The sequence below is a fragment of the Micromonospora matsumotoense genome, assembly GCF_050951065.1.
In the GTDB taxonomy this organism is placed as follows: Bacteria; Actinomycetota; Actinomycetes; order Mycobacteriales; family Micromonosporaceae; genus Micromonospora; species Micromonospora matsumotoensis.
Genome location: NZ_CP192025.1, coordinates 5,868,386 through 5,892,132, shown reverse-complemented (window position 1 = coordinate 5,892,132; position 23,747 = coordinate 5,868,386). Strand labels below are relative to the sequence as shown.

Genomic DNA, 23,747 nt, shown 5'->3' with positions numbered 1-23,747 from the left:
AGCATGCGTCATCGCCACGCGAAAGGCCAGGCTACCAGGTCCGGCCGGACGAGCCAAAACGCCCCACCCCCACCCGGACCGACCAGCCCCCGACGGCTGCCGGCGGCGGGTTCAGTGCCAGCCCTGCCGGGCGGCGAGCCAGCGCAGGGCCTGCTCCCCGCTGAACCGCCGGTGCGCCCCCAGCAGCGGAGACGTTCCTGCGGCATCCGGACCGGCGCCCCCCTCGGCCGTCGTGGAGAGGTCAGCGGTCGGCGGGACGCCGGCAACCGCTGAGGAGCCGGCGGCCGGGGAGGCTCCCCCACCCGCCGGGGAGCCAGCGGGTGGGGGAGCGGCGGCCGGTGGTGGGCCGGCGGCGGTGAGGTAGTAGCCGGAGAGGGCGGCCAGCGTCACGTCCAGGGCGTCGGGTGGGGCGTCGGCCGCCGCCGGATGACCGGCGAAGATCGCGTCCAGGTCCACCCCGCCGGCGTACCCGGTGATCAGGAGGCCGGCCAGGTCGAACCAGGCGGGGCCGTGGCAGAGCCAGTTCCAGTCGCAGAACCAGGCCCGCCCGGCGGGGTCCAGCAGCACGTTGTCCACCCGCAGGTCACCATGGGCCAGGCCGACCGAGGCGGCCGCGTACCCGGGCAGTCGGGACTCCAGCGCGACGAGTTCGGGCAGCCGGTCGTGGGCCGCCGGGGGCAGCGGGGGCGTCGGCTCCCGGCCGGCGGCCACCTCGCCCCACCAGAGGATGTCGGCGCGGGCCAGGTCGGCCAGCCGGGGCAGGCCGAGGGTGGTCAGTGCGGTCGGCGGGTCGGCCAGCGCGGCGGCCACCTCGGCGTATCCGGCGAGCACGGCGGTCAGCTCGGCCGGGTTCCAGGGCAGTCGGGGCGTGCGCCCGTCCAGGGCGTCGAGGCCGACCGCGTACCAGCCGGCGGCGTCGAGCGCCCAGTGCGGGCGGGGGACCGGCAGGCCTTCCGGCAGCCGGGCGAGGACGGCCAGTTCCCGGGCGTACCAGTCGGCCAGGTGGCGTTGCCGGGTCAGGTCGGCGGCCTTGACGAAGACCCGGCCGCCGGCCGCCGTCTCCAGCACGGCGGCGAAGCCGCCGGTGAAGCCCGCGGTCGCGGTCCGGGCCGCGACCACCGGCGCGCCGAGCCGGGCGGTCACCGCGTCCCGCAGGCCGGCGGGCAGGTCGCGCCAGTCGGGCCGCACGGCGGTGCGGTGGTACGGCGGCAGCGTCGTGGACACCCCACCATCGTGCCCGGTCGACTCTGGGAGACTCCAGGCCATGAGGACCGACGAGTTCTGGCAGTTGATCGACCAGGCCCGGGCCGGGGCCGGGGGCGAGGCCGACGCGGTCGCCGCCCGGGCGGTCGCGCTGCTCGCCGAGCGCACCCCGGAGGACATCGTCGGGTACGCGCACCACCAGCAGCGGGTGCTCGCCGCCTCCTACCGGGTCGACCTGTGGGGTGCGGCGTACCTGATCAACGGGGGTGCGTCCGACGATGGGTTCGAGTATTTCCGGGGCTGGCTGATGACCCAGGGGCGGGCGGTCTTCGCCGCCGCGGTGGCCGCCCCGGATTCGCTGGCCGAGGTGCCGCGGGTCCGGTCGGCCGCGCTCAGCGGCGAGGAGTTCGAGTGTGCGGACATGCTGGCGGTGCCGTGGGACGCCTACCGGAAGGCGACCGCCGCCGACCTGCCGGCGGAGCGTGACAAGGTGCCGGTGCCGGACCTGAACGACTTCTGGGACTTCGACGACGAGGAGGAGGCCCGCCGCCGGCTGCCGAAGCTCGCCGCCCTCTTCGTGGAGCCACCCGAGGAGTGATCGGACCGGGTTCGGAGCGACGTGGGAGCATAGAGGGGGCCGGCGGTGCGCCGGCCCGCTCACGTCAGCCGATCAGAACGGACCGCTGTGCCACCGACGCTCGATCCCGGCGCGAACGCTCCTGGTGCCACCGACCCGGCGCGCATCCGGAACTTCTGCATCATCGCCCACATCGACCACGGGAAGTCGACCCTGGCCGACCGGATGTTGCAGCTCACCGGCGTGGTCGACCCCCGGCAGATGCGCGCGCAGTACCTCGACCGGATGGACATCGAGCGCGAGCGCGGCATCACCATCAAGAGCCAGGCCGTCCGGATGCCGTGGACCATCCGGGAGGGCGAGCGGACCGGTGAGCAGGCAGTCCTCAACATGATCGACACCCCGGGCCACGTGGACTTCACCTATGAGGTGTCCCGGTCGCTGGCCGCCTGCGAGGGGGCGCTGCTGCTGGTCGACGCCGCCCAGGGCATCGAGGCGCAGACCCTGGCCAACCTCTACCTGGCCCTGGAGAACGATCTCAAGATCATTCCGGTGCTCAACAAGATCGACCTGCCGGCCGCCCAGCCGGAGAAGTACGCCGAGGAGCTGGCCCACCTGATCGGCGGCGACCCGGCCGACTGCATCCGGGTCTCCGGCAAGACCGGGGACGGGGTGCCCTACCTGCTCGACGAGATCGTCCGGCAGTTCGTCCCGCCGGTCGGCGACGCCGACGCGCCGGCCCGCGCGATGATCTTCGACTCGGTCTACGACGTCTACCGGGGCGTGGTCACCTACGTCCGGGTGATCGACGGCCGGATCAGCGCCCGGGACCGGATCAAGATGATGTCCACCGCCGCCGTGCACGAGTTGCTGGAGATCGGCGTCATCTCGCCCGAGATGGTCAAGGCCGACGCGCTCGGCGTCGGCGAGGTGGGCTACCTGATCACCGGTGTGAAGGACGTCCGGCAGTCCCGGGTCGGTGACACCGTCACGATCAACTCCCGGCCGGCCACCGAGGCGCTCGGCGGCTACAAGGACCCGAAGCCGATGGTCTACTCCGGCCTCTATCCGATCGACGGCTCGGACTACCCCAACCTGCGCGAGGCGCTGGACAAGCTCAAGCTCAACGACGCCGCGCTCGACTACGAGCCGGAGACGTCCGGGGCGCTCGGCTTCGGCTTCCGCTGCGGCTTCCTCGGCCTGCTGCACCTGGAGATCATCCGGGAGCGGCTGGAACGGGAGTACAACCTCGACCTGATCTCCACCGCGCCGAACGTGGTCTACCGGGCCATCACCGACGACGGTGAGGAGATCGTGGTGACCAACCCGAGCGAGTACCCGACCGGCCGGATCGCCGAGGTGTACGAGCCGGTCGTGCGGGCCAGCGTGCTCACCCCGAACGACTACGTCGGTGCGGTGATGGAGCTGTGCCAGGGGCGGCGCGGCAGCCTGCTCGGCATGGAGTACCTCTCCGCCGACCGGGTGGAGCTGCGCTACACCCTTCCGCTCGCCGAGATCATCTATGACTTCTTCGACCAGTTGAAGAGCCGCACCAAGGGTTACGCCTCGCTGGACTACGAACCCTCCGACGAGCAGGCGTCCGACCTGGTCAAGGTGGACATCCTGCTGCACGGTGAGCCGGTGGACGCGTTCAGCGCGATCGTGCACAAGGACAAGGCGTACCACTACGGCACGTCGATCGCGGCCAAGCTGCGCAACCTGATCCCGCGCCAGCAGTTCGAGGTGCCGATCCAGGCGGCCATCGGCAGCCGGGTGATCGCCCGGGAGACCATCCGCGCCATCCGCAAGGACGTGCTCGCCAAGTGCTACGGCGGTGACATCAGCCGTAAGCGCAAGCTGCTGGAGAAGCAGAAGGAGGGCAAGAAGCGGATGAAGATGGTGGGCCGGGTGGAGGTGCCCCAGGAGGCCTTCATCGCGGCACTCTCCTCGGACTCCGGCGACGTCAAGTCGGCCGGCAAGAAATAGCGGGACCGGGCGCACCGGCCGAGCCCGGAAGCCCCCGCCCTGCGGTCCACGGTGGCCGGTACCCGGTGTTTCCCGCCGGGTGCCGGCCACCGTCGGCTGGGCGCCCCACCTGTCGTACGGAAAAAATCCCTCGCCCTCCGGGACGCGCGCGACGCCCCACCGGATGCCTGTTGACCTGCCCAGATATCGACCGCTGGCAAAACGACGCACCGTCGTCGTATCGACGTGCGGCGACTCGCCTGGTGGTGAGTCGGTTTGGGTTTCCGGCCGGTCGGGAATCTAACTGTCACGACAGGAACCACACATACCGTGTGACTCAACTTTGAGGAGGAGGGCGACCATGGAGTTCACCGTCTGGGGCATCATCACTGCGCTCGTTGTTGGTCTCATCATCGGCGCGCTGGGCCGCCTGGTCGTGCCGGGCCGCCAGAACATGCCGATCTGGATGCACATGCTGATCGGCGTGGGCGCCGCGCTGCTGGGCACCGTGCTGGCCCGGGCGATGGGCATCGCCACGGAGACCGCCGGCATCGACTGGACCGAGCTGCTGGTGCAGGTCGTCCTCGCCGCCATCGCCGTGGCCCTGGTGGCCGGTGTGGGTCGCCGCCGCGGCGTCACCCACCGGTAGTCAGCCGTACCGCTCAGCGGGCGCCCGCACCCTTCGGGGTCGGGCGCCCGCTCGCGTCCGCCCTGAGCTGCCGCTCCCGTGGGAAGCGGATCGATCGCGGTGGCGGGCGATCTAGACCGGATCGTTACCGGAGCCGGTTTGGAAATTCTCCGCTCCGGGAACCTATCGATCACCACAGCAACAACAACTCACCTGATGACATATCAACAGAAGGAGGACGGTCGTGGAGTTCACCGTCTGGGGCATCATCACCGCGCTCGTCGTCGGCCTCATCGTCGGCGCGCTGGGCCGCCTGGTCGTGCCGGGCCGCCAGAACATGCCGATCTGGCTGCACCTGCTGATCGGTGTCGGTGCCGCGCTGCTGGGCACCGTGCTGGCGCGGGCGTTGGGTATCGCGACCGCCACCGCCGGGATCGACTGGGCCGAGCTGCTGGTGCAGGTCGTCCTCGCCGCCATCGCCGTGGCCCTGGTGGCCGGTGTGGGTCGGCGTCGGGGCGTCAGCCACCGGTGACCCCGCCCGCCGGTCGGTGACCGGCCGGCACGTACCACTCAGCGGATGCCCGCCCCCCGGTTCGGGGGGCGGGCATCCGCTCGTCCGGGTGTCGACGGTCGAGCCGACCGGCCCTCGCGGGGCCTGCCTGAGCGACCCCGGCTGCGATACGGTCGCCTCGCCGGACGCCCCCCGGTGGGCGTCGCCGACGTCGGCAACGGTCCGCAGCCGGGGCGGGCGCCACCCCCTGTCGTAAAGGAAATTTTCCTACTAGGGTGCGGCTGAGAAGGTTAGTGCCGGACGGCGCGAGGGAGAAGTGGCGTGAACAGGTGGAAACGGCTGGCTCCGGTCACCGCCGTTGTGGCCTCGGCCGCGATGGTGCTCGCCGGTTGCGGCGGTTCCGGCGATGACGAAGCCGCCGACGACAGCAAGCTGACGGTCTGGATGATGGGCGAGGGGAGCGCAGCCCAGACGACGTTCCTCGACGGCGTCGAGACCGAGTTCCGGCAGCAGCACCCCGACACGGACGTGGTGGTCCAGTACCTCCCCTGGCTGGAGGCGCCGAAGAAGTTCCAGGCGGCGCTCGCCGGTGGCGAGGGCCCGGACGTCACCGAACTCGGCAACACCGAGACCCAGGGCTGGGCGGCGCAGGAGGCGCTCGCCGATGTCTCCGGCAGGTTCGGCAGCTGGGCCGACGGCAAGGACGTCCTGCCCGACCTGGTGCGCAACGCCCAGCTCGACGGCAAGCAGTACGGCGTCCCCTGGTATGCCGGCGTGCGCGCCATCTACTACCGCACCGACTGGTTCGCCGAGGCCGGCGTGCAGCCGCCGAAGAACTGGGACGAGCTGGTCTCGGTCGCCAAGGCGGTGCAGGCCAAGAAGCCCGGCACCTACGGCATCGCCCTGCCCGGCAACTCCGAGCTGCCGTTCTACTCCTTCCTCTGGGGTGCCGGCGGCGAGATCGCCACCGACCAGGGCGGCAGCTGGAAGTCCGGTTACACCAGCCCGGCGGCGCAGCAGGCGGTGAAGTTCTGGACCGACCTGGTGACCGTGCACAAGGTCGCCCCGCCCGCCGCCGCCGGGTGGAACGAGATCGACGCCCGTACCCAGTTCGCCACCGGCAAGGCGGCGATGGCCTTCGCCGGAAGCTGGCAGGCCGGCGCGATCAAGAAGGACAACCCCGAGATCGAGAAGGTCTGGGGCACGTTCCCGATCCCCGGCCCGGACGGCCGGCCGGCCCCCGCGTTCGCCGGTGGCTCGGACCTCGCCCTCTGGCGCGACAGCAAGAAACAGGACCTGGCCTGGGACTACCTGACCGTGCTGCTCAACAAGAAGAACGCGCGGGCCTTCGCCGGCAGCCTCGGCTTCTTCCCGGTCTATTCCGACCTGGTCAGCGGCGGGGAGTACGCCAACGACAAGCTGATGGCGGCGTTCGCCACCACCATGCAGAAGACCAGGATCACCCCCCTCACGCCGAAGTGGGTCGAGGTCAGCCGGACCAGGACGGTGACCCAGGCGATGAACAGCTCGGTGATGAAGGGGCAGAAGACCGTCGAGCAGGCCACCGCCGCCGCGGCCGCCGAGATGGAAAGCATCCTCAACGCCAAGTGAGCACGCTGACCGAGGACACCGGGACGGCCGCCGCGCGGGAGACCCCCGTACGGCGGCGGTCCCGGGTGGACCGCCTGCCGTACCTGCTCCTGCTGCCCTGCCTGGTGGTCATCGGGGTGCTGCTGCTCTGGCCGTTGGGCCAGGTGGTGGCGATGTCGTTCTTCAAACTGGACAACGTCCGGCAGTTGCGCGGCGACCGTGGCTGGCCGTTCGTCGGATGGGCCAACTACACCCAGATCCTCGGCGACCCGTTCTTCCGGACGGTGCTGCGCAACACGGTGCTCTTCGCGGCGGCGAACGTGCTGCTGACGATGGTGCTGGGCACCCTGGTCGGGCTGCTGCTGCACCGGCTCGGCCGCCGGATGGCCACCTTCGTGGCCAGTTGCGTGATGCTGGCCTGGGCGACCCCGGCGCTGACCGGCACGATCGTCTGGAAGTGGATCTTCGACGACACCTCCGGCCTGGTCACCTGGGCGTTCAACGCCCTGCCGGACGGGCTGTCCCAGGCGGTCTTCGGGCGTACCGACTGGTCCGGTTACGGCTGGTTCAACTCGCCGCTGCTGTTCTTCGCGATCCTGACCCTGGTGGTGGTCTGGCACTCGTTCCCGTTCATCGCGGTGAGCGTGCTCGCCGGGCTCAAGAGCGTGCCGAGCGAGTTGCCCGAGGCGGCCCGGGTCGACGGGGCCGGCCCGTGGCAGGTGTTCTGGAAGATCACCTTCCCGGTGCTGCGGCCGGTCTTCGGCATCCTGGTGGTGCTCTCCACCATCTGGGACTTCAAGGTCTTCACCCAGCAGTTCGTGCTGGCCGGCGGCACCCAGGACCGACCCACGTACATGCTGGCCATCTACTCGTACGCCGAGGCGTTCTCGCCGCCGCCCAAGTACGGGGTGGGTTCGGCCGTCGCGGTCATCCTCACGCTGATCCTGCTGCTGGTGACCGGCCTGTACGTCCGGATGGTGCTCAGACAGGAGGACGAGTCGTGAAGAAGGTCGCCCTCAACGGCGCGGGCCTGCTGGTGGCGCTCTTCGCCGCGTTCCCGGTCTACTGGATGGTCGCCACCTCGCTGAAGCCCAACCGGGAGATCTTCTCGGCCACCCCCCGGCCGGTGCCGGCGCACCCCACCCTGGAGCACTACCGGGAGATCCTCACCGGCAACCTGATCCCGGGCGTCACCTTCGGCGACTTCTTCCTCAACAGCGTGCTGGTGGCGGTGAGCACGGTCGTGCTCAGCGGCCTGGTGGCGCTGCTGGCCGCGACGGCGGTGGCCCGGTTCCGGTTCCGACTGCGGACCACCTTCCTGATCATGCTGCTGGTGGTCCAGATGATCCCGCTGGAGGCGCTGGTCATCCCGTTGTTCCTGATGATCCAGCGGCTCGGCCTCTACAACACCCTGCCCAGCCTGATCCTGACCTACCTGGGCTTCTCGCTGCCGTTCGCGGTGTGGATGCTGCGCGGTTTCGTCGCGGCGGTGCCGAAGGAGTTGGAGGAGGCCGCCGCGATCGACGGGGCGAGCCGGTCGCAGACCTTCCGGAAGGTCCTCTTCCCGCTGGTCGCACCGGGCCTGGTGGCGACCAGCATCTTCTCCTTCATCACCGCCTGGAACGAGCTGATCTTCGCGCTGACCTTCGTCAACGACCAGAGCCGGTACACCCTGCCGGTGGCGATGACCTTCTTCTTCGGCCGGGACGACACCGCCTGGGGTTCGGTCATGGCCGCCTCCACGCTGTTCACCCTGCCGGTGATCGTCTTCTTCCTGTTGGTGCAGCGGCGGATGGTCTCCGGCCTGGTCGCCGGTGCGGTCAAGGGCTGAGCGACGACGGGGGACGGCAGCCGCCCGCACGCGGTCGTAGGCTGGGGCCATGACAGGCAGGGTGGCGGCGATGAACCTGGGCGTGGTGACCGAGGCGCAGTGGGCGGGCGACGCCAGCGGGCGCAGCGGCATCGACAAGCGGCCGGTCGACGGCCCGGTGCTGCTGCGCGCCGACGGGGTGACCGGTGACTTCATCGGTGAGCGGGCCCACCACGGCGGCCCCGACCAGGCGGTCTACGCCTACGCGCAGGAGGACGCCGGCTGGTGGTCGGCCGAGTTGGGCCGCGACATCCGCCCCGGCGGGTTCGGTGAGAACCTGACCACCTGGGCGGTGGACGTCACCGGCGCGGTGATCGGCGAACGCTGGTCCGTCGGGTCGGCGCTGCTCCAGGTCACCAAGCCGCGCACCCCGTGCCTGACCTTCGCCGGCTTCTGGGGGGTGCCCGACCTGATCAAGCGGTTCACCGTCCGGGCCACGCCCGGGGCGTACCTGCGGGTGCTGCGCGACGGTGAGGTCGGCGCGGGCGACCCGGTCGAGGTGGTGGACCGGCCGGCGCACGGGGTCACCATCGGTGAGGTGTTCCGGGCCACGAGCCTGGAGCCGGAGCTGCTGCCCCGACTGCTCGACGTCCCCGAGTTGCCCGCCTCGACCATGGAGAAGGTGCGTCGCCGGCTGAACGTCGCCGGCTGACCGCACCGGCCCGCCGATCCGGCAACCCCGTCAGGCGTTGTCGGCGAAGACCTCGGCCAGCACCCGGGCCTCGGTCGGCCGGCCGTCGGAGACCTTCGCCCACCGACCGTTGTCGGCGCTCCACTCCAGGCCACCGAAGCGGACCCGCTTCACCCCGTGGTCGGGGGCGTGCGAGACCAGCCAGTGCGCGTACCGCCAGCCGTCGCGGGCGTCCGTGGCGGGCACCGTCACGTCGGTCAGCTCGGCCACCGCACCGGCGTCGGGCAACCCCCAGTCCAGGGTCAGGCCGCGGGTCAGCTCGGCCACCGCCGCCTGCCCGCGCATCACCGGGGTACGCCCGACCGTGCAGGCCACCGCGCCGGTCGCCTCACCGAGCAGGGCCCGCGCCAGCACCTGGGACTCGTCCGCCCACTTCTGGTACGCCGTCGGGTACGCCGACCGCTGCACCGCCTGGGCGGCGTCGGTGACCTCCATCCGCTCCCAGCCGCGTACCTTCTTCAACGCCTTGTAGAACCGGTTCGCCGCGTACCGCTGGTCGCGGATCTGCTCCGGGGTGCCCCAACCCTGGCTGGGGCGCTGCTGGAACAGGCCGAGCGAGTCCCGGTCGCCGTGGGCGAGGTTACGCAGCCCCGACTCCTGGTAGGCGGTGGCCAGGGCGACCACCACGGCCTGCTCCGGCATCTGCCGCTGCATGCCGATCGCGGCGATGGTGGCCGCGTTGGCCATCTGGTCGGCGTCCAGCTTCACGGTGCCGTCGGCCTGCACGGTGCAGTTGCGGCCGGCGGTCGGGAGCCGAAGCTCCCCGTCGAGCTGACGGACTCCCCAGCCCCCGACGATGGCGAACAACGCCACCACGACACCGGCTGCCACGAATGTCCGTGTTCGCACCCGCACCTCCCGTTTCAGCGTTCGCCAAGCGTACGTCGTCGACCGGCGGCACCGGGTCGGTCGACCGGTTCACGTTCCCGCAGCACCGTCCAGAAAACCCCGCCCCCGCCCGTGCCCCTCGCTCTCACCCCGCCCCGCCCGTGCCCTCGCTCTCACCCCGCACCCCGCCCGTGCCCTCGCTCTCACCCCGCACCCCCGCCCGTGCCCCTCGCTCTCACCCCGCACCCTCACCGTCCCCACCGTCCACCGCCACCACCCATCGAGCTAACCGGTTCTCGCGGAACGCCGCGACACCCTCGCGGCCCTCGGCGGACAGGAAGTAGCCGGTGGACCGGGCGGACAGGTCGGCGATCTCCGCACGCAGGTCGGTGGCCGCCGGCCGGCGCAGCAACTCCTTCGTCCCGGCCAACGCCCCCGGCGCTCCCCGGACCAGTGAGGCGCAGTACCGCGCCACCGCCGCGTCCAGCTCACCGGCCGGCACGGCGGCGGTCACCAGCCCCACCTCGGCGGCCCGCCGACCGTCGAAGGTGTCGCCGGTCAGATACAGCTCGGCGGCGGCCCGGGGGTGTAGCCGGGGCAGCACGGTCGCCGAGATCACCGCCGGGATCACCCCGATCCGCACCTCGGTGAAGGCGAACGTCGCCTCCTGCGCACAGACCGCCAGATCGGCCGCCGCGATCAGGCCGAGGCCGCCGGCCCGGGCCGGCCCGGCCACCTTCGCCAGCACCGGCTTCGGGCACTCCCGGACCGCCACCAGCACGTCACCGAGCATCCCGGCCGGCACCGACCCGCTGGCGTACGCCGCCGCCGTCTCCTTCAGGTCCGCCCCGGAGCAGAAGACCGGGCCGGTGTGGTCCAGCACGACCACCCGGACCGCGTCGTCGGCCACCGCCGCGACGATCCCGGCCAGCAGCTCGGTCATCAGCGCGGTGGAGAGCGCGTTGCGGTTGTGCGGGCTGTCCAGGGTGAGCGTCGTCACCCCACGGGCCGTGGCGACCCGCACGAGTCGGTCGGGAGAGGTCATGCCGGGCACACTAGTGGCCATGCCCGGCGTCCTTCCAGATGGTGAGACCGTTCCCGTCGACGGTGCGCTGCCCACCACCGCCCTGCGGGAGGTCGGCGCGCGCGGTTTCGGCGTCTACCTGCACGTGCCGTTCTGCGCCAGCCGCTGCGGCTACTGCGACTTCAACACCTACACCGCCGCCGAGCTGGGCGGGGGGGCCGACCGCGGGTCGTACGCCGACACGGTGCTCGCCGAGTTGGCGCTCGCCGCCCGGGTGCTCGGCGACGCCCCGCCGCCGAGGGTCGACACGGTCTTCGTCGGCGGCGGCACCCCCACCCTGCTGCCCGCCGACGACCTGGCCCGCCTGCTGGACGGCATCGACCGCACCTGGGGGCTGGCCGCCGACGCCGAGGTGACCACCGAGGCCAACCCCGAATCGGTCACCCCGGAGTCGCTGAAGAGCCTGCGGGCCGCCGGCTACACCCGGATCTCGCTGGGGATGCAGTCCGCCGCCCCCGGGGTGCTGGCGATCCTGGACCGTACCCACCGCCCGGGACGGGCCGCCGAGGCCGCCCGGGAGGCCCGTGACGCCGGGTTCGACCACGTCAACCTGGACCTGATCTACGGCACCCCGGGGGAGCGCGCCGAGGACTTCGCCGCCTCGCTGGACCAGGTGGTCGCCGCCGGGGTCGACCACGTCAGCGCGTACGCCCTGATCGTGGAGGACGGCACCCGGTTGGCCGCCCGGATGCGGCGCGGCGAGCTGCCGTACCCCTCCGACGACGTGGCGGCGGACCGTTACCTGGCGGCGGAGGCCGCCCTCGACGCGGCCGGTTTCTCCTGGTACGAGGTCTCCAACTGGGCCCGCACCGAGGCGGGCCGGTGCCGGCACAACCTGCTCTACTGGACCGGTGCCGACTGGTGGGGCCTCGGCCCGGGGGCGCACAGCCACGTCGGCGGGGTGCGCTGGTGGAACGTCAAACACCCCACGACGTACGCGCAGCGGCTCGCCGCCGGGCACTCGCCCGGCCTGGCCCGGGAGGTCCTCACCCCGGCCGAGGCGCACATGGAGGACGTGATGCTGCGGCTGCGGCTCGCCTCCGGGCTGCCGCTGACCGCGCTGGACGACGCCGGCCGGGCCGGTGCCGCCCGGGCGCTCGCCGACGGGCTGCTGGACCCGGTGGCGTACCCGCAGGGGCGGGCGGTGCTCACCCTGCGGGGCCGGCTGCTGGCCGACGCCGTGGTCCGCGACCTGCTGCCCTGAGTGGTGCCCGGCCGGCCGGGGGAGCGGCCGGCCGAGGTTCACTTGATGAAGCTGGTGGACATCGGGTAGCGGTAGGCCTGACCCTCGTTCGCCTTCATGCCGGCGATGATCCCGAACAGGATCTGGATCACCACGACCGCGATGCTGGGCAGGAAGAACAGGCACCAGCTCACGAAGAGCAGCACGAACGCGATGATCGACCAGAGGATCTGGAAGTTCAGCGCGGCCAGCGCCTGCGCCCGGACGGCCGGCGACTGCTGACCGCGCACCAGGTAGGCGATCAGCGGGGCGACGAAGCCGAGCGGGCCGAAGCTGATCAGCGCGCCGGCGGCACCGCCGAAGTGCGCAACCAGCGTCCAGGTCTTGTCCTCGCTGTTGGCGTAACCACCGGCCGGGGCGCCGTACGCGCCCCCGGTCGGATATCCGCCACCGGCCGGAGGATAGCCGCCGGGCGGGCCGTAGCCACCCGACGGCGGCTGGTCGCCGGTGGGCGGCGGATACCCGCCGGGCGGGGGATATCCGCCTGCCCCCGGTGCCCCGGACAGTGGTGCGGTGGGTGGCTCGTATGGCGAGCCCTGGCCAGCGTTCGGGTCCGGCGGGTAGCCGTCCCCCGCGCCGGGCGGGCGAGGTGGTTCAGTCATGCCCGTCACGGTAGGGGCTGCCGGCAAGGGTGCACCAGAGCGACACTGGTGAGGTTGGCCTCGACGTTCGGTCAGCGACCACGCCGGCTGTCCGCCGGGGCGGACGCACCGACGGTCCGTCGTTGATCATCGCGGCGGCGGTGCTGCCGACGTAGACTGGCACTCGCTACAGTCGAGTGCCAGAGCGCCTGCCGGACGCGGCAGGTGTCCGGGCCGACGTGCGTCAGGAGGTGGGAGATGGGTCTCGACGACCGCAAGCTGGCCGTGCTGCGGGCCATCGTCGAGGACTACGTCGCCACGCAGGAGCCCGTCGGCAGCAGGGCGCTGGTCGAGCGGCACCAGCTCGGGGTCTCCCCGGCGACCGTCCGCAATGACATGGCGGTGCTGGAGGAGGAGGGCTACATCCGGCAGCCGCACACCAGCGCCGGCCGGGTGCCCACCGACCGGGGCTACCGCCTCTTCGTCGACCGGCTCTCCCGGGTCAAGCCGCTCAGCCCCGCCGAGCGTCGGGCCATCGAGCGTTTCCTGGTCGGCGCGGTCGACCTGGACGACGTGGTGCACCGCACCGTACGACTGCTGGCGCAGCTCACCCGGCAGGTCGCCGTGGTGCAGTACCCGTCACTGGCCCGTTCGTCGGTGCGCCACCTGGAGCTGGTGCCGATCTCCACCACCCGGCTGATGCTGGTCATGATCGCCGATACCGGACGGGTCGAGCAGCGGCTGGTCGAACTGCCTACGCCGGTTTCCGCCGACGACGTCACCGACCTGCGTCGGCTGGTCAACGAGAAGCTGGTGGGCAGTCGGCTGTCCGACACTCCACCGCTGGTCCAGGCGCTGGTCGAGGAGTCTGCGACGCACCTGCGCGGCGCTATGACCACCCTGTCCACCGTGCTGCTGGAGACCCTCGTCGAACGCACCGAGGAGCGGCTGGCGTTGGCCGGCACCGCCAACCTCACCCGGGGTGGCCTGCTCGACTTCCAGGGCTCGCTCCGACCCATCCTGGAGGCGCTCGAAGAGGAGGTCGTCCTGCTCAAGCTGATCGGCGAGGCCGAGCCGAGCACCACCCGGGTACTGATCGGCGACGAGAACGAGGTCGACAACCTCCGCGCCGCCTCGGTGGTCAGCACCGGATACGGCCCCGGCAGCACCATCGTCGGCGGGATGGGCGTGCTCGGCCCGACCCGGATGGACTACCCCGGCACCATCGCCACGGTGCGGGCCGTGGCACGCTACGTGGGCGAGCTGCTGGCCCAGAACTGACCAGTCAGGGCCGACGGCCGGCTCCGGCCGCCGACCGGCGCAACGCGAGACGAACATGAGGACACGGAACGCAGTGGCCAGGGACTACTACGGCATTCTCGGCGTGGGCCGGGAAGCCTCCGATGACGAGATCAAGCGCGCCTACCGCAAGCTGGCGCGGCAGTTCCACCCGGACGTGAATCCGGACCCGGAGGCACAGGAGAAGTTCAAGGACATCAACGCCGCGTACGAGGTCCTCTCGGACGATCGGAAGCGGCAGATCGTCGACCTGGGCGGCGACCCGCTCGCCCCGGGCGGCGGGGGCGCCGGTGGCCCGGGTGGCCCCGCCGGGGCGGGCCCGTTCGTCGGCTTCCAGGACATCATGGACGCCTTCTTCGGCGGTGCGGCCGGTGGCGCGCGTGGTCCACGCCCGCGTACCCGGCCGGGGGCCGACGCGATCCTGCGGCTGGAGCTGGACCTGCACGAGACGGCCTTCGGCGTCGAGGCCCCGATCACCGTCGACACCGCCGTGCTCTGCACCACCTGCTCCGGTGCGGGCACCGCGGCCGGCACCCACCTGGCGACCTGCGAGGCGTGCGGGGGCCGGGGCGAGGTGCAGTCGGTGCAACGGACCTTCCTCGGTCAGGTGGTGTCGGCCCGACCGTGCACCGTCTGCCAGGGGTACGGCACCACCATCCCGCACCCCTGCCCGACCTGCGCCGGCGACGGCCGGGTGCGGACCCGCCGCTCGCTGACCGTGAAGATCCCGGCCGGGGTCGAGGACGGCATGCGGATCCGGCTGGCCCAGCAGGGCGAGGTCGGCCCGGGTGGTGGCACCGCCGGTGACCTCTACGTCGAGATCCACGAGCGCCCGCACGACGTCTACTCCCGCAAGGGCGACGACCTGCACTGCCGGGTCACCGTCCCGATGACCGCCGCCGCGCTGGGCACCCGGCTGACCATCAAGACGCTGGACAGCGAGGAGACCGTCGACGTCAAGGCCGGCACCCAGCCCGGGAGCACGCTGCGGTTGCGCGCCCGGGGCGTACCCCACCTGCGCGGCACCGGCCGGGGTGACCTCTACGTCCACCTCGACGTGCGCACCCCCACCAAGCTCGACGTCGACCAGGAGAAGATGCTGCGGGACTTCGCCAAGACCCGGGGCGAGGAGGTCGCCGAACTGAGCAAGCAGGGCGGCTTCTTCTCCCGGATGCGCGACGCCTTCAACGGCCACGCCTGACCCGGGGCCGGCCCGGTCCGGCCCCGTTCGGCCGCGTTCCCTCCTGCCGTCGCCGTCGCCGTCGCCGGTGTGGTGTCGGCCGGGCGGCTCGGCGTGGTGGTGAGGCGGGCGGGTTCCGGCCAGCCGGCCCCGGTCGAGGGTGCCCGGCCCGACTCCCCTCGGACGCCCCGGGCCCGGCCCGGGGCGGCGGGGTCCCGGGCGGCTAGCCTGATCGTCGTGTCCGCGCCGCTGTTCCTGGTCGAGTCGCTGCCCACCGCCGACCAGCTCACCCTGGACGGCCCCGAGGGGCACCACGCCGCCACCGTGCAACGGCTGCGCGTCGGCGAGGAACTGCTGCTCGCCGACGGGCGGGGTGGCACCGCCGCCGCCGTGGTCACCGCCGTCGGCCGGGGCACCCTCGACCTCACCGTCACCTCCCGGGGGTACGTCGACGCGGACGTCCCCCGGCTGGTCGTGGTGCAGGGCATCGCCAAGGGCGACCGGGGTGAACTGGCCGTGCAGGCGATGACCGAGGTCGGGGTGGACGAGATCGTGCCCTGGGCGGCGTCCCGTTCGGTGGTGCAGTGGCGCGGCGACCGGGGCGTACGGGCCCGGGAGAAGTGGGCGGCGACCGCCCGGGAGGCGGCCAAGCAGGCCCGCCGGGCCTGGTTGCCGGTGGTGGCCGGAGCACCGGACGAGTCCACCGCCGCGGTGGCCCGCCGGATCGCCGGGGCCGGCGCGGCGTTCGTCCTGCACGAGGAGGCCGACGAGCGGCTGACCACGGTCGAGCTGCCGACCACCGGTGAGATCGTCCTCGTGGTCGGACCCGAGGGTGGCATCGCTCCGACCGAGCTGACCGTCTTCACCGAGGCGGGTGCCCGCCCGGTACGGCTGGGCCCCTCGGTCCTGCGCACCTCCACCGCCGGCGTGGCCGCCCTCTCCGTCCTGGCCACCCGTCTACCCCGCTGGTAACCCCCGCTCCCCTCCTCCCTCCGGCTCCGTTCTTCCCTCCCCGCCCGCCTCCGCCTCTCCCCGGTGATCAAGAGGTTTACGTCATCCGCGAGTCCAATCCCGCCCCAAACTTCTTGATCACCGGGCCCACCACCCAGCCCTTGGCGTTGGTGGCTGGTGATCAAGAAGTTTGGGTCATTTGGAGGCTTGAAGTTGGCGTAAAGCTCTTGATCACCGGGGCGGGGCGGAGGCGGGGCGGGGCTGGCCGGGGCTGGCGGGGTCGGCGGGTCGGGGTGGGGGCGGGTCGGGGTGGTGGGGGTGGTCTTTAGAGTGGGGGGATGGGAGCCGACTGTCTGTTCTGCCGCATCGTCGCCGGGGAGATTCCGGCCACCATCGTCAAGGAGACCGCCACCACCCTGGCCTTCCGCGACATCGGGCCGAAGGCGCCGGTGCACGTGCTCGTCATCCCCAAGGAGCACTACGCCGACGTGGCGACGCTCGGCCAGGGCGACCCGGGGCTGGCCGGTGAGGTGCTGGCCACGGCTGCCGTGGTGGCCGAGGACGAGGGGCTGACCGGCGACGGCTTCCGGCTGATGTTCAACACCGGGCCGTACGGCGGGCAGGAGGTCTTCCACGTACACGCCCACCTGCTCGGCGGCGCGCCGCTGGGGCCCATGTTGGCCCGGGACCTGGTATGACGTCCGAAGCCGACCCGGAGGCCGGCCTGGAGCCCGACCCGAAGCCAGGCCCGTCGTCCGATCCGGACCGGGGCGGCTCGGGCCATCGGCTGGAGCGGATGGTCCGGCAGGTCCAGGCACAGGCCCGGGTGCCCGCGCTGGCGGTGGCGCTGCACCGGGCCGACCGTCCGCTCTGGACCTGCCAGGTCGGCGGCACCGGCAACGACACCGCGCTCGGCCCGCGCAGCCGGTTCCGGATCGGCTCGGTCACCAAGACCTTCACCTCGGTGCTGGTGTTGCAGTGCCGCGACGACGGGCTGCTCGACCTGGACGATCCGCTGGGCCGGCACCTGGGGTTGCCGGCGCACGGCGAGCTGACCGTACGCCGGTTGCTGTCGCACACCGCCGGGCTGCAACGGGAGCCGTACGGGGACGTCTGGGACACGCTGCGCGCGCCGCAGGTGGACGAGTTGATCGCCGACCTGGCCCGGGTCGAGCAGGTGCTGCCCCCCGGGCGCCGTTACCACTACTCCAACCTGGGCATGTCGCTGCTCGGCCGGCTGGTCGGCACGCTCCGGGGCGGCACCTGGGCCGAGGTGCTGGCCGACCGGGTGCTCACCCCGCTGGGGCTGGCCGACACCTCGGTCGACCCGGGGCCGCAGGCGGTGACCGGGTTCCTGGTCGACGCGTACTCCGACGAGGCGCATCCGGAGCCGCCGACCGACTTCGGGGCGGTCGGGCCGGCCGGCCAGTTGTGGAGCACGGCGACGGACATGGCCCGGTGGGCGGCGTTCCTGGCCGACCCGGGGGCCCTCGACCCGGCCGGGGCAGTGCTCGCCCCGGCCACCCTGGACGAGATGCGCTGGCCGGTGACGACCACCGACGAGACGGTCTGGAGGGCCGGCTTCGGGCTCGGCCTGATCCTGGTGCCGTACCCGGACCGGGTGGTGCACGTGGGGCACGACGGTGCCATGCCGGGCTTTCTGGCCGGGGTCTACGGCCGGCGCGGGGGTGACGGCACGGCCGGTGCGATGGGCTGCGCGGTGCTCGCCTCCTCGGGCACGGCGGCGCAGGTGCTGGAGCTGCCGCACCGCTTGCTGGCCGCCGCCGCCGAGCACGACCCGGCGGACATCCCGCCGTGGCGTCCGGGCCCGGGCGCGCCGGGGCCGCTGCGCGCGGTGCTGGGCCGCTGGTGGGGCGAGGGCTTCGAGTACGTCTTCAGTTGGCACGAGGGGGCGCTGCGGGCCCGGGGCGCGGACGATCCGGTGGGCCGGCCGCCGGCGGTCTTCGCGCCGACCCCGCAGTCGCCGGACGTGTTCCGGACCGTCGCCGGGCGGGAGGTCGGGGAGTTGCTGCGGCTCACCCGGGGCACCGACGGGACGGTGGTCGCGTTGCACTGGGCCACCTACCGCTTCACCCGCCACCAGGAGACCTTCGACCGGTACGACTTCCGGGCCTGACCGGGCCGACCGGGCCGGGAAAAGTGACGCGGTGCCGCAGGTGCGGAGCGGATACGATGGGAGTATCGTCCGCACGCCGCGCCAGCAGGGCACGGCGCGAGATGGAAGCAGGTGGCGCAGGGCCCCACGGCCCGATCTATGACCGGCACCCCACCTCCCGGCCCGCCCCGGGCGCAGACCAGGATCACGGTTCCCGATGCCAAGATCATGGTCAACCTGCTCGGCGCGGGCGACGAGATCCTGCGACTCGTCGAACGTTCGGTCACCAGTGACGTGCACGTCCGCGGCAACGAGATCACCATCACCGGTGCGCCTGCGGACAACGCTCTCGCCGAGCGCCTCTTCAACGAGCTGCTCGAACTGATCGAGAAAGGCGAGACCCTGACCACTGATGCTGTCCGGCGTACCGTCGGCATGCTCGAACAGGGCGGCACCGAGCGGCCCGCCGAGGTGCTCACCCTCAACATCCTCTCCCGGCGCGGGCGCACCATCCGCCCCAAGACGCTGGGCCAGAAGACCTACGTCGACTCGATCGACGCCAACACGATCGTGTTCGGCATCGGCCCGGCCGGCACCGGCAAGACCTACCTGGCGATGGCGAAGGCCGTCCAGGCGCTCCAGGCCAAGCAGGTCAGCCGGATCATCCTGACCCGGCCGGCGGTCGAGGCGGGTGAGCGGCTGGGCTTCCTGCCGGGCACCCTGAACGAGAAGATCGACCCCTACCTGCGCCCGCTCTACGACGCGCTGCACGACATGCTCGACCCGGAGTCCATCCCGAAGCTGATGGCGGCCGGCACCATCGAGGTCGCGCCGCTGGCGTACATGCGGGGTCGCGCACAGCCGTACGACGCACAGGTGCTCACTCCGGAAGGTTTCCGGCCGTTCGGGTCATTGCGGGTCGGTGACCTGGTTATCGGCTCGAAGGGGACACCTACGCCGGTGATCGGCATCTATCCGCAGGGGCCCAAGCAGGTCTACCGGGTCACCACCCAGGACGGCGCCTCCACCCTCTGCTGCGGTGAACACCTCTGGACCGTGGCCACCCCGGAGGACAAGCGGCGCGGCGGTCGGCGTCGGCGCACCCTCGAGACGCGCGAGATGATCGGCAAGGAGCGGCGGGGCGACATCCGCCGGTACGAGCTTCCGGTCGTGGCACCGGTGCAGCTCGAGTCGCAGGAGGTGCCGCTCGACCCGTACGCCCTCGGTCTGCTGCTCGGCGACGGCTCCATCTCATCGCGGGCCACCCCGGCCTTCAGCACCGCCGACCCGGAGCTGGCCGACGCGCTCGATGCAGCGCTGCCCGACATCGAGCTGGTGCGCAAGAGCGACTACGACTACGTGCTCCGGCACGTCAACGGTCACCGGGGCGGGGTGATCGTCGCCAATCCGGTGACGCTCGCCCTTCGTGAGCTGGGCCTTGCCGGTGCGAAGTCGGCGACCAAATTCGTGCCCGACGTCTACCGGCAGAACAGCCTCGACGTCAGGTTGGCCGTCCTGCAGGGGCTGCTGGACACCGACGGGGGGCCGGTCGTCCAGGTGGGGCGGACCTGCCGCGTGCAGTACTCGACGACGTCGGCGCGGTTGCGAGACGACGTCGTCTACCTGGTGCAGTCGCTCGGTGGGGTCGCAACCTGGCGGGTGCGGGAGGCCGAAGGGCGGTTGCCCGATCTGGCCAACGGGCATCCGGTCCCGCACCGGGCCGATGCCTACGTGATGGAGATCCGGCTGCCGGCCGAAGTCCCGCCGTTCCGACTGGCCCGCAAGCGTCAGCGGTACGACGAGCACGGCGGCGGGCGGCCGATGCGGTTCATCGACTCGGTCATCCCGGCCGGGGTTCAGGAGACGATGTGCATCCAGGTCGCGGCGGAGGACTCGCTGTATGTCACCGACGACTTCCTGGTCACCCACAACACCCTCAATGACGCGTTCATCATCCTGGACGAGGCGCAGAACACCACGCCCGAGCAGATGAAGATGTTCCTCACCCGGCTCGGCTTCGGTTCCAAGATCGTGGTGACCGGTGACGTCACCCAGGTGGACCTTCCCGGTGGGACGGCCAGCGGGCTGCGGGTGGTCCGGGAGATCCTGGTGAACGTCGAGGACGTGCACTTCGCCCAGCTCTCCAGCGCGGACGTGGTCCGGCACCGGCTGGTCGGGGAGATCGTCGACGCGTACGCCCGCTGGGACGAGCGGGAGAACCAGCAGGAGCAGGGCGTGCACGCCGTGCCGGGGCGGACCGCCCAGGGCGGCCGGGCCGGCCGGCGCCGCTAACCAATCAGAGGAAGACAGTTGTCCATCGAGATCGCCAACGAGTCCGGTGCCGAGGTCGACACCGACTCCGTGCTCGCCGTGGCCCGGCACGCCCTCGACGAGATGGGGGTCAACCCGCTCGCCGAGCTGTCCGTGCTGCTGGTCGACATCGGCTACATGACCGAGCTGAACCATCGCTGGATGGGCGGCGACGGCCCCACCGACGTGCTCGCCTTCCCCATGGACGAGGGCAGCGTCGACCACGGCCCGGGGGAGAGCGCCCCGGCCAGCGGTGAGCCGGCCCTGCTCGGCGACATCGTGCTCTGCCCGGAGGTGGCGGCCAAGCAGGCGGCCACCGCCGGGCACACCGCCGCCGACGAGCTGCACCTGCTCACCGTGCACGGCGTGCTGCACCTGCTCGGCTACGACCACGCCGAGCCGGAGGAGGAGCGGGAGATGTTCGCCCTCCAGGCCCGGTTGCTGGCCAGTTGGCGGTCGACCCGGTCCCGGTGATGGACATATTCGCGGCCGGTCCGACCGCCGGCCTTCCCGATCTTCAGCTGATCTTCTTCGCGGCTGGGCTGGTGGTGCTCGCCGGTCTGATCGCGATGACCGAGGCGGCGCTGGCCGCGGTCTCCCCGGCCCGCGCCGCCGAGCTGGCCCGCGACGGGGCGCGCGGCGCGCGTACCCTCCAGGCCGTCGCCGGTGACGTGGTTCGCCACCTCAACCTTCTGCTGCTGCTCCGGCTGCTCGCGGAGTTGACCGCGACCACCCTGGTCGCCCTGGTGGCGGTGGACAGCTTCGGCGCGGGCTGGCGGGCGGCGTTGGTGACCGCCGGGGCGATGACCGTGGTCAGCTTCGTGGTGGTCGGCGTGGCCCCGCGCACCCTGGGCCGGCAGCACGCGTACGCGGTGGGTCGGGCGGTGGCGCCGCTGGTCCGTTGGCTGGGCCGGGCGCTCAACCCGCTCGCCTCGCTGCTGATCCTGATCGGCAACGCGGTCACCCCGGGGCGCGGTTTCCGGGAGGGTCCGTTCGCCACCCAGGTGGAGCTGCGTGAGCTGGTCGACCTGGCCGAGCAGCGGGGGGTGGTGGAGCACGGCGAGCGCCAGATGATCCACTCGGTCTTCGCGCTCGGCGACACCATCGCCCGGGAGGTGATGGTGCCGCGTACCGAGATGGTGTGGATCGAGGAGGGCAAGGCGCTCTCCCAGGCGCTGGCGCTCTTCCTGCGGTCCGGCTTCTCCCGCATCCCGGTGATCGGTGAGAGCGTCGACGATGTGCTCGGCGTGCTCTATCTCAAGGACCTCATCCGGCATACCCGGGGTGGCGACCTGCGGGCGCACCAGACCCCGGTAGCCGAGCTGATGCGCCCGGCCACCTTCGTGCCGGAGTCCAAGCCGGTCGACGACCTGCTGTCGGAGATGCAGGCCGCCCGCAACCACCTGGTCATCGTCGTCGACGAGTACGGCGGCACCGGCGGCCTGGTCACCATCGAGGACATCCTGGAGGAGATCGTCGGCGAGATCACCGACGAGTACGATGTCGAGCGCCCGCCGGTGGAGCACCTGGCCGACGGCGCGGTCCGGGTCACCGCCCGGTTGCCGGTGGAGAACCTGGGTGAGTTGTTCGACACCGAGTTGCCCACCGACGAGGTGGAGACGGTCGGTGGGCTGTTGGCGCAGGCTCTGGGTCGGGTCCCGATCCCGGGTGCCGACGCCGAGGTGGCCGGCCTGAAGCTGGTCGCCGAGGGCACCACCGGCCGGCGCAACCGGATAGACAGTGTGCTGGTCAGCCGGGCGCCGTCGACCGGCGGCCCCGATTCCCGTGACCATCAGAACAGCGCCGAGGAGAGGCAACCCGCCGATGCCTGAGACACCCGCCGTGCCGGCTGCCCGGCCCACCCCGTCCGATCCGGCCGAGTTGAGCGCCGAGGACGGCAAGCTGGTCGTGCTGGCCCGAGGCGCCCGGGCCCGGGTGGCTGCCGTGGAGGGCGCGGCGGTCCGCGACCAGGACGGCCGGACGTACGCTGCGGCGAGCGTCTCGCTGCCCTCGCTGACCGTCACGGCGCTCCAGTTGGCGGTCGCCTCGGCGGCAGCGGCCGGGGCGAGCCGGTTGGAGGCGGCGGCGGTGGTGACCGAGGCGTCGACGCTGGACGGGGCGGGGCACGCCGCGGTGCGGGACCTGGCCGCCGACGCGCCGATCCACGTGGCCGCGCCGGACGGGACCGTCCTGGGCACGGTGATCGAGTGACCGGCGGGGAGCAGCGGCCGTACCGGGCGGGGTTCGGGTGTTTCGTCGGGCGGCCGAACGCCGGTAAGTCGACGCTGACCAATGCCATCGTCGGCACCAAGATCGCGATCACCTCGAACAAGCCGCAGACCACCCGGCACGTGATCCGGGCGGTGCTGCACCGGCCGGAGTCGCAGCTGGTCCTGGTCGACACCCCCGGCCTGCACCGGCCCCGGACGCTGCTCGGCGAGCGCCTCAACGACCTGGTCCGCACCACCTGGACGGAGGTCGACGTGATCGGCCTCTGCATCCCGGCGGACGAGCCGGTGGGCCGGGGCGACCGGTTCATCAGTGGCGAGTTGAGCGAGCTGAAGGCCACCGTGCTCGCGGTGGTCACCAAGACCGACCTGGTCGACAAGCGGCGGCTGGCCGAGCAGTTGCTCGCGGTCAGCGAGCTGACCGACTTCGCCGCCGTGGTGCCGGTCAGCGCGGTCTCCGGGCACCAGGTGGACACCCTGGTCGAGGTGATGACCGGTTACCTGCCGCCGTCACCGCAGCTCTATCCGGACGACATGCTCACCGACGAGCCGGAGCAGGTGCTGGTCGCCGAGCTGATCCGGGAGGCGGCCCTGGAGGGGGTCCGCGACGAGCTGCCGCACTCCATCGCCGTGGTGGTGGAGGAGATGATCCCCGAGGGTCAGCTCATGAAGATCTATGCCGACCTCTACGTCGAGCGGCCCAGCCAGAAGGCGATCGTGCTCGGTCACCGGGCCAGCCGGCTCAAGGAGGTCGGCACCACCGCCCGCAAGCAGATCGAGGAGTTGCTCGGCACCCGGGTCTATCTGGACCTGCACGTCCGGGTGGCGAAGGAGTGGCAGCGGGACCCGAAGCAGCTGCGCAAGCTGGGTTTCTGAGCCCGGTTTCCCGGGG

General features: G+C 72.1%; 22 protein-coding genes and 3 pseudogenes. 21 read left to right on the top strand and 4 right to left on the bottom strand.

The features are described from left to right. Positions 1-111: 111 nt before the first annotated feature. Positions 112-1,224 carry a phosphotransferase family protein gene (locus ACQP1S_RS24945; protein ID WP_432899828.1) on the bottom strand — a complete coding sequence of 371 codons (1,113 nt, stop codon included), beginning with the start codon at positions 1,222-1,224 and terminating at the stop codon, positions 112-114. 40 nt (positions 1,225-1,264) lie between these two features. On the opposite strand from ACQP1S_RS24945, the gene ACQP1S_RS24940 reads away from it, so the two are divergent. The 8 genes from ACQP1S_RS24940 (at position 1,265) to ACQP1S_RS24905 (ending at position 8,996) form a co-directional block, all read left to right on the top strand. Next, positions 1,265-1,801 carry a DUF4240 domain-containing protein gene (locus ACQP1S_RS24940; protein WP_432899825.1) on the top strand — a complete coding sequence of 179 codons (537 nt, stop codon included), beginning with the start codon at positions 1,265-1,267 and terminating at the stop codon, positions 1,799-1,801. Positions 1,802-1,888: 87 nt separating this feature from the next. Beyond that, positions 1,889-3,766, top strand: coding sequence for a translation elongation factor 4 (lepA, locus tag ACQP1S_RS24935; protein ID WP_432899822.1), 1,878 nt, complete (start codon positions 1,889-1,891; stop codon positions 3,764-3,766). A 340-nt stretch (positions 3,767-4,106) separates the two neighbouring features. Then, positions 4,107-4,394 (top strand): GlsB/YeaQ/YmgE family stress response membrane protein, encoded by a 288-nt coding sequence (locus ACQP1S_RS24930; RefSeq protein WP_091238591.1) that lies wholly within the window; start codon positions 4,107-4,109, stop codon positions 4,392-4,394. 223 nt (positions 4,395-4,617) lie between these two features. Next, positions 4,618-4,905, top strand: a complete 288-nt coding sequence (locus tag ACQP1S_RS24925) for a GlsB/YeaQ/YmgE family stress response membrane protein (RefSeq protein WP_091238589.1) — start codon at positions 4,618-4,620, stop codon at positions 4,903-4,905. A 300-nt stretch (positions 4,906-5,205) separates the two neighbouring features. After that, complete coding sequence (locus ACQP1S_RS24920; protein ID WP_432899817.1) at positions 5,206-6,495, top strand: sugar ABC transporter substrate-binding protein; 1,290 nt, start codon at positions 5,206-5,208, stop codon at positions 6,493-6,495. Next, positions 6,492-7,478, top strand: coding sequence for a carbohydrate ABC transporter permease (locus ACQP1S_RS24915; protein ID WP_432899815.1), 987 nt, complete (start codon positions 6,492-6,494; stop codon positions 7,476-7,478). Before ACQP1S_RS24920 ends, ACQP1S_RS24915 begins: the two co-directional genes overlap by 4 nt. Then, positions 7,475-8,305: a carbohydrate ABC transporter permease gene (locus ACQP1S_RS24910; protein WP_432899812.1), complete on the top strand. Its 831-nt coding sequence runs from the start codon at positions 7,475-7,477 to the stop codon at positions 8,303-8,305. The genes ACQP1S_RS24915 and ACQP1S_RS24910 overlap by 4 nt, the downstream gene beginning before the upstream one ends. A gap of 49 nt (positions 8,306-8,354) precedes the next feature. After that, positions 8,355-8,996 carry an MOSC domain-containing protein gene (locus ACQP1S_RS24905; RefSeq protein ID WP_432899809.1) on the top strand — a complete coding sequence of 214 codons (642 nt, stop codon included), beginning with the start codon at positions 8,355-8,357 and terminating at the stop codon, positions 8,994-8,996. A gap of 30 nt (positions 8,997-9,026) precedes the next feature. Here the strand turns inward: ACQP1S_RS24905 and ACQP1S_RS24900 are convergent, their stop codons facing one another. Both ACQP1S_RS24900 and ACQP1S_RS24895 read right to left on the bottom strand, forming a co-directional pair. Further along, positions 9,027-9,890: a hypothetical protein gene (locus ACQP1S_RS24900; protein WP_432899806.1), complete on the bottom strand. Its 864-nt coding sequence runs from the start codon at positions 9,888-9,890 to the stop codon at positions 9,027-9,029. A 208-nt stretch (positions 9,891-10,098) separates the two neighbouring features. After that, a complete protein-coding gene (locus ACQP1S_RS24895; RefSeq protein WP_432899803.1) occupies positions 10,099-10,908 on the bottom strand; it encodes an enoyl-CoA hydratase-related protein in 810 nt (269 codons plus the stop codon). A 19-nt stretch (positions 10,909-10,927) separates the two neighbouring features. Between ACQP1S_RS24895 and hemW the strand changes: the two genes are divergently transcribed. After that, positions 10,928-12,151: a radical SAM family heme chaperone HemW gene (gene hemW, locus ACQP1S_RS24890; RefSeq protein WP_432908287.1), complete on the top strand. Its 1,224-nt coding sequence runs from the start codon at positions 10,928-10,930 to the stop codon at positions 12,149-12,151. 38 nt (positions 12,152-12,189) lie between these two features. Here hemW and ACQP1S_RS24885 read toward each other — a convergent pair whose 3' ends face one another. Next, positions 12,190-12,792, bottom strand: coding sequence for a DUF4870 domain-containing protein (locus ACQP1S_RS24885; RefSeq protein ID WP_091238573.1), 603 nt, complete (start codon positions 12,790-12,792; stop codon positions 12,190-12,192). A gap of 237 nt (positions 12,793-13,029) precedes the next feature. Here ACQP1S_RS24885 and hrcA point away from each other — a divergent pair, with 237 nt between their 5' ends. The 12 genes and pseudogenes from hrcA to era all read left to right on the top strand — a co-directional run bounded on the left by hrcA (position 13,030) and on the right by era (position 23,731). After that, a complete protein-coding gene (gene hrcA / locus ACQP1S_RS24880) occupies positions 13,030-14,052 on the top strand; it encodes a heat-inducible transcriptional repressor HrcA (RefSeq protein ID WP_432899800.1) in 1,023 nt (340 codons plus the stop codon). 73 nt (positions 14,053-14,125) lie between these two features. Next, positions 14,126-15,271, top strand: coding sequence for a molecular chaperone DnaJ (gene dnaJ / locus ACQP1S_RS24875; protein ID WP_176738819.1), 1,146 nt, complete (start codon positions 14,126-14,128; stop codon positions 15,269-15,271). A gap of 216 nt (positions 15,272-15,487) precedes the next feature. Next, entirely contained in the window at positions 15,488-16,222 is a 735-nt protein-coding gene (locus ACQP1S_RS24870) for a 16S rRNA (uracil(1498)-N(3))-methyltransferase (protein WP_432899797.1), read from the top strand. 317 nt (positions 16,223-16,539) lie between these two features. Beyond that, positions 16,540-16,899, top strand: a complete 360-nt coding sequence (locus ACQP1S_RS24865; protein WP_432899794.1) for a histidine triad nucleotide-binding protein — start codon at positions 16,540-16,542, stop codon at positions 16,897-16,899. A gap of 98 nt (positions 16,900-16,997) precedes the next feature. Beyond that, complete coding sequence (locus ACQP1S_RS24860; protein WP_432908284.1) at positions 16,998-18,338, top strand: serine hydrolase domain-containing protein; 1,341 nt, start codon at positions 16,998-17,000, stop codon at positions 18,336-18,338. Between the two features lie 138 nt (positions 18,339-18,476). Further along, a pseudogene (locus ACQP1S_RS24855) lies at positions 18,477-19,223 on the top strand (PhoH family protein); the annotation flags it as partial. A 213-nt stretch (positions 19,224-19,436) separates the two neighbouring features. Further along, positions 19,437-19,922: pseudogene (locus tag ACQP1S_RS24850) on the top strand (PhoH family protein); the annotation flags it as partial. Positions 19,923-20,249: 327 nt separating this feature from the next. Then, positions 20,250-20,609: pseudogene (locus tag ACQP1S_RS24845) on the top strand (PhoH family protein); the annotation flags it as partial. A gap of 18 nt (positions 20,610-20,627) precedes the next feature. After that, positions 20,628-21,101, top strand: coding sequence for an rRNA maturation RNase YbeY (gene ybeY / locus ACQP1S_RS24840; protein ID WP_091238559.1), 474 nt, complete (start codon positions 20,628-20,630; stop codon positions 21,099-21,101). Continuing rightward, positions 21,077-22,459, top strand: a complete 1,383-nt coding sequence (locus ACQP1S_RS24835) for a hemolysin family protein (protein WP_176738798.1) — start codon at positions 21,077-21,079, stop codon at positions 22,457-22,459. Before ybeY ends, ACQP1S_RS24835 begins: the two co-directional genes overlap by 25 nt. Next, positions 22,452-22,838, top strand: coding sequence for a cytidine deaminase (locus ACQP1S_RS24830; RefSeq protein WP_091238555.1), 387 nt, complete (start codon positions 22,452-22,454; stop codon positions 22,836-22,838). The genes ACQP1S_RS24835 and ACQP1S_RS24830 overlap by 8 nt, the downstream gene beginning before the upstream one ends. Next, positions 22,835-23,731, top strand: a complete 897-nt coding sequence (gene era, locus ACQP1S_RS24825; RefSeq protein ID WP_432899789.1) for a GTPase Era — start codon at positions 22,835-22,837, stop codon at positions 23,729-23,731. Before ACQP1S_RS24830 ends, era begins: the two co-directional genes overlap by 4 nt. Positions 23,732-23,747 lie beyond the last annotated feature (16 nt).

Bases quoted from the DNA above. Each gene is read 5' to 3' on its own strand.
- ACQP1S_RS24940 (WP_432899825.1), top strand. From the start codon at position 1,265: ATGAGGACCGACGAGTTCTGGCAGTTGATCGACCAGGCCCGGGCCGGG.
- ACQP1S_RS24930 (WP_091238591.1), top strand. From the start codon at position 4,107: ATGGAGTTCACCGTCTGGGGCATCATCACTGCGCTCGTTGTTGGTCTC.
- ACQP1S_RS24905 (WP_432899809.1), top strand. From the start codon at position 8,355: ATGACAGGCAGGGTGGCGGCGATGAACCTGGGCGTGGTGACCGAGGCG.
- ACQP1S_RS24895 (WP_432899803.1), bottom strand. From the start codon at position 10,908: ATGACCTCTCCCGACCGACTCGTGCGGGTCGCCACGGCCCGTGGGGTG.
- hemW (WP_432908287.1), top strand. From the start codon at position 10,928: ATGCCCGGCGTCCTTCCAGATGGTGAGACCGTTCCCGTCGACGGTGCG.
- ACQP1S_RS24885 (WP_091238573.1), bottom strand. From the start codon at position 12,792: ATGACTGAACCACCTCGCCCGCCCGGCGCGGGGGACGGCTACCCGCCG.
- hrcA (WP_432899800.1), top strand. From the start codon at position 13,030: ATGGGTCTCGACGACCGCAAGCTGGCCGTGCTGCGGGCCATCGTCGAG.
- ACQP1S_RS24865 (WP_432899794.1), top strand. From the start codon at position 16,540: ATGGGAGCCGACTGTCTGTTCTGCCGCATCGTCGCCGGGGAGATTCCG.
- ACQP1S_RS24860 (WP_432908284.1), top strand. From the start codon at position 16,998: ATGGTCCGGCAGGTCCAGGCACAGGCCCGGGTGCCCGCGCTGGCGGTG.
- ACQP1S_RS24830 (WP_091238555.1), top strand. From the start codon at position 22,452: ATGCCTGAGACACCCGCCGTGCCGGCTGCCCGGCCCACCCCGTCCGAT.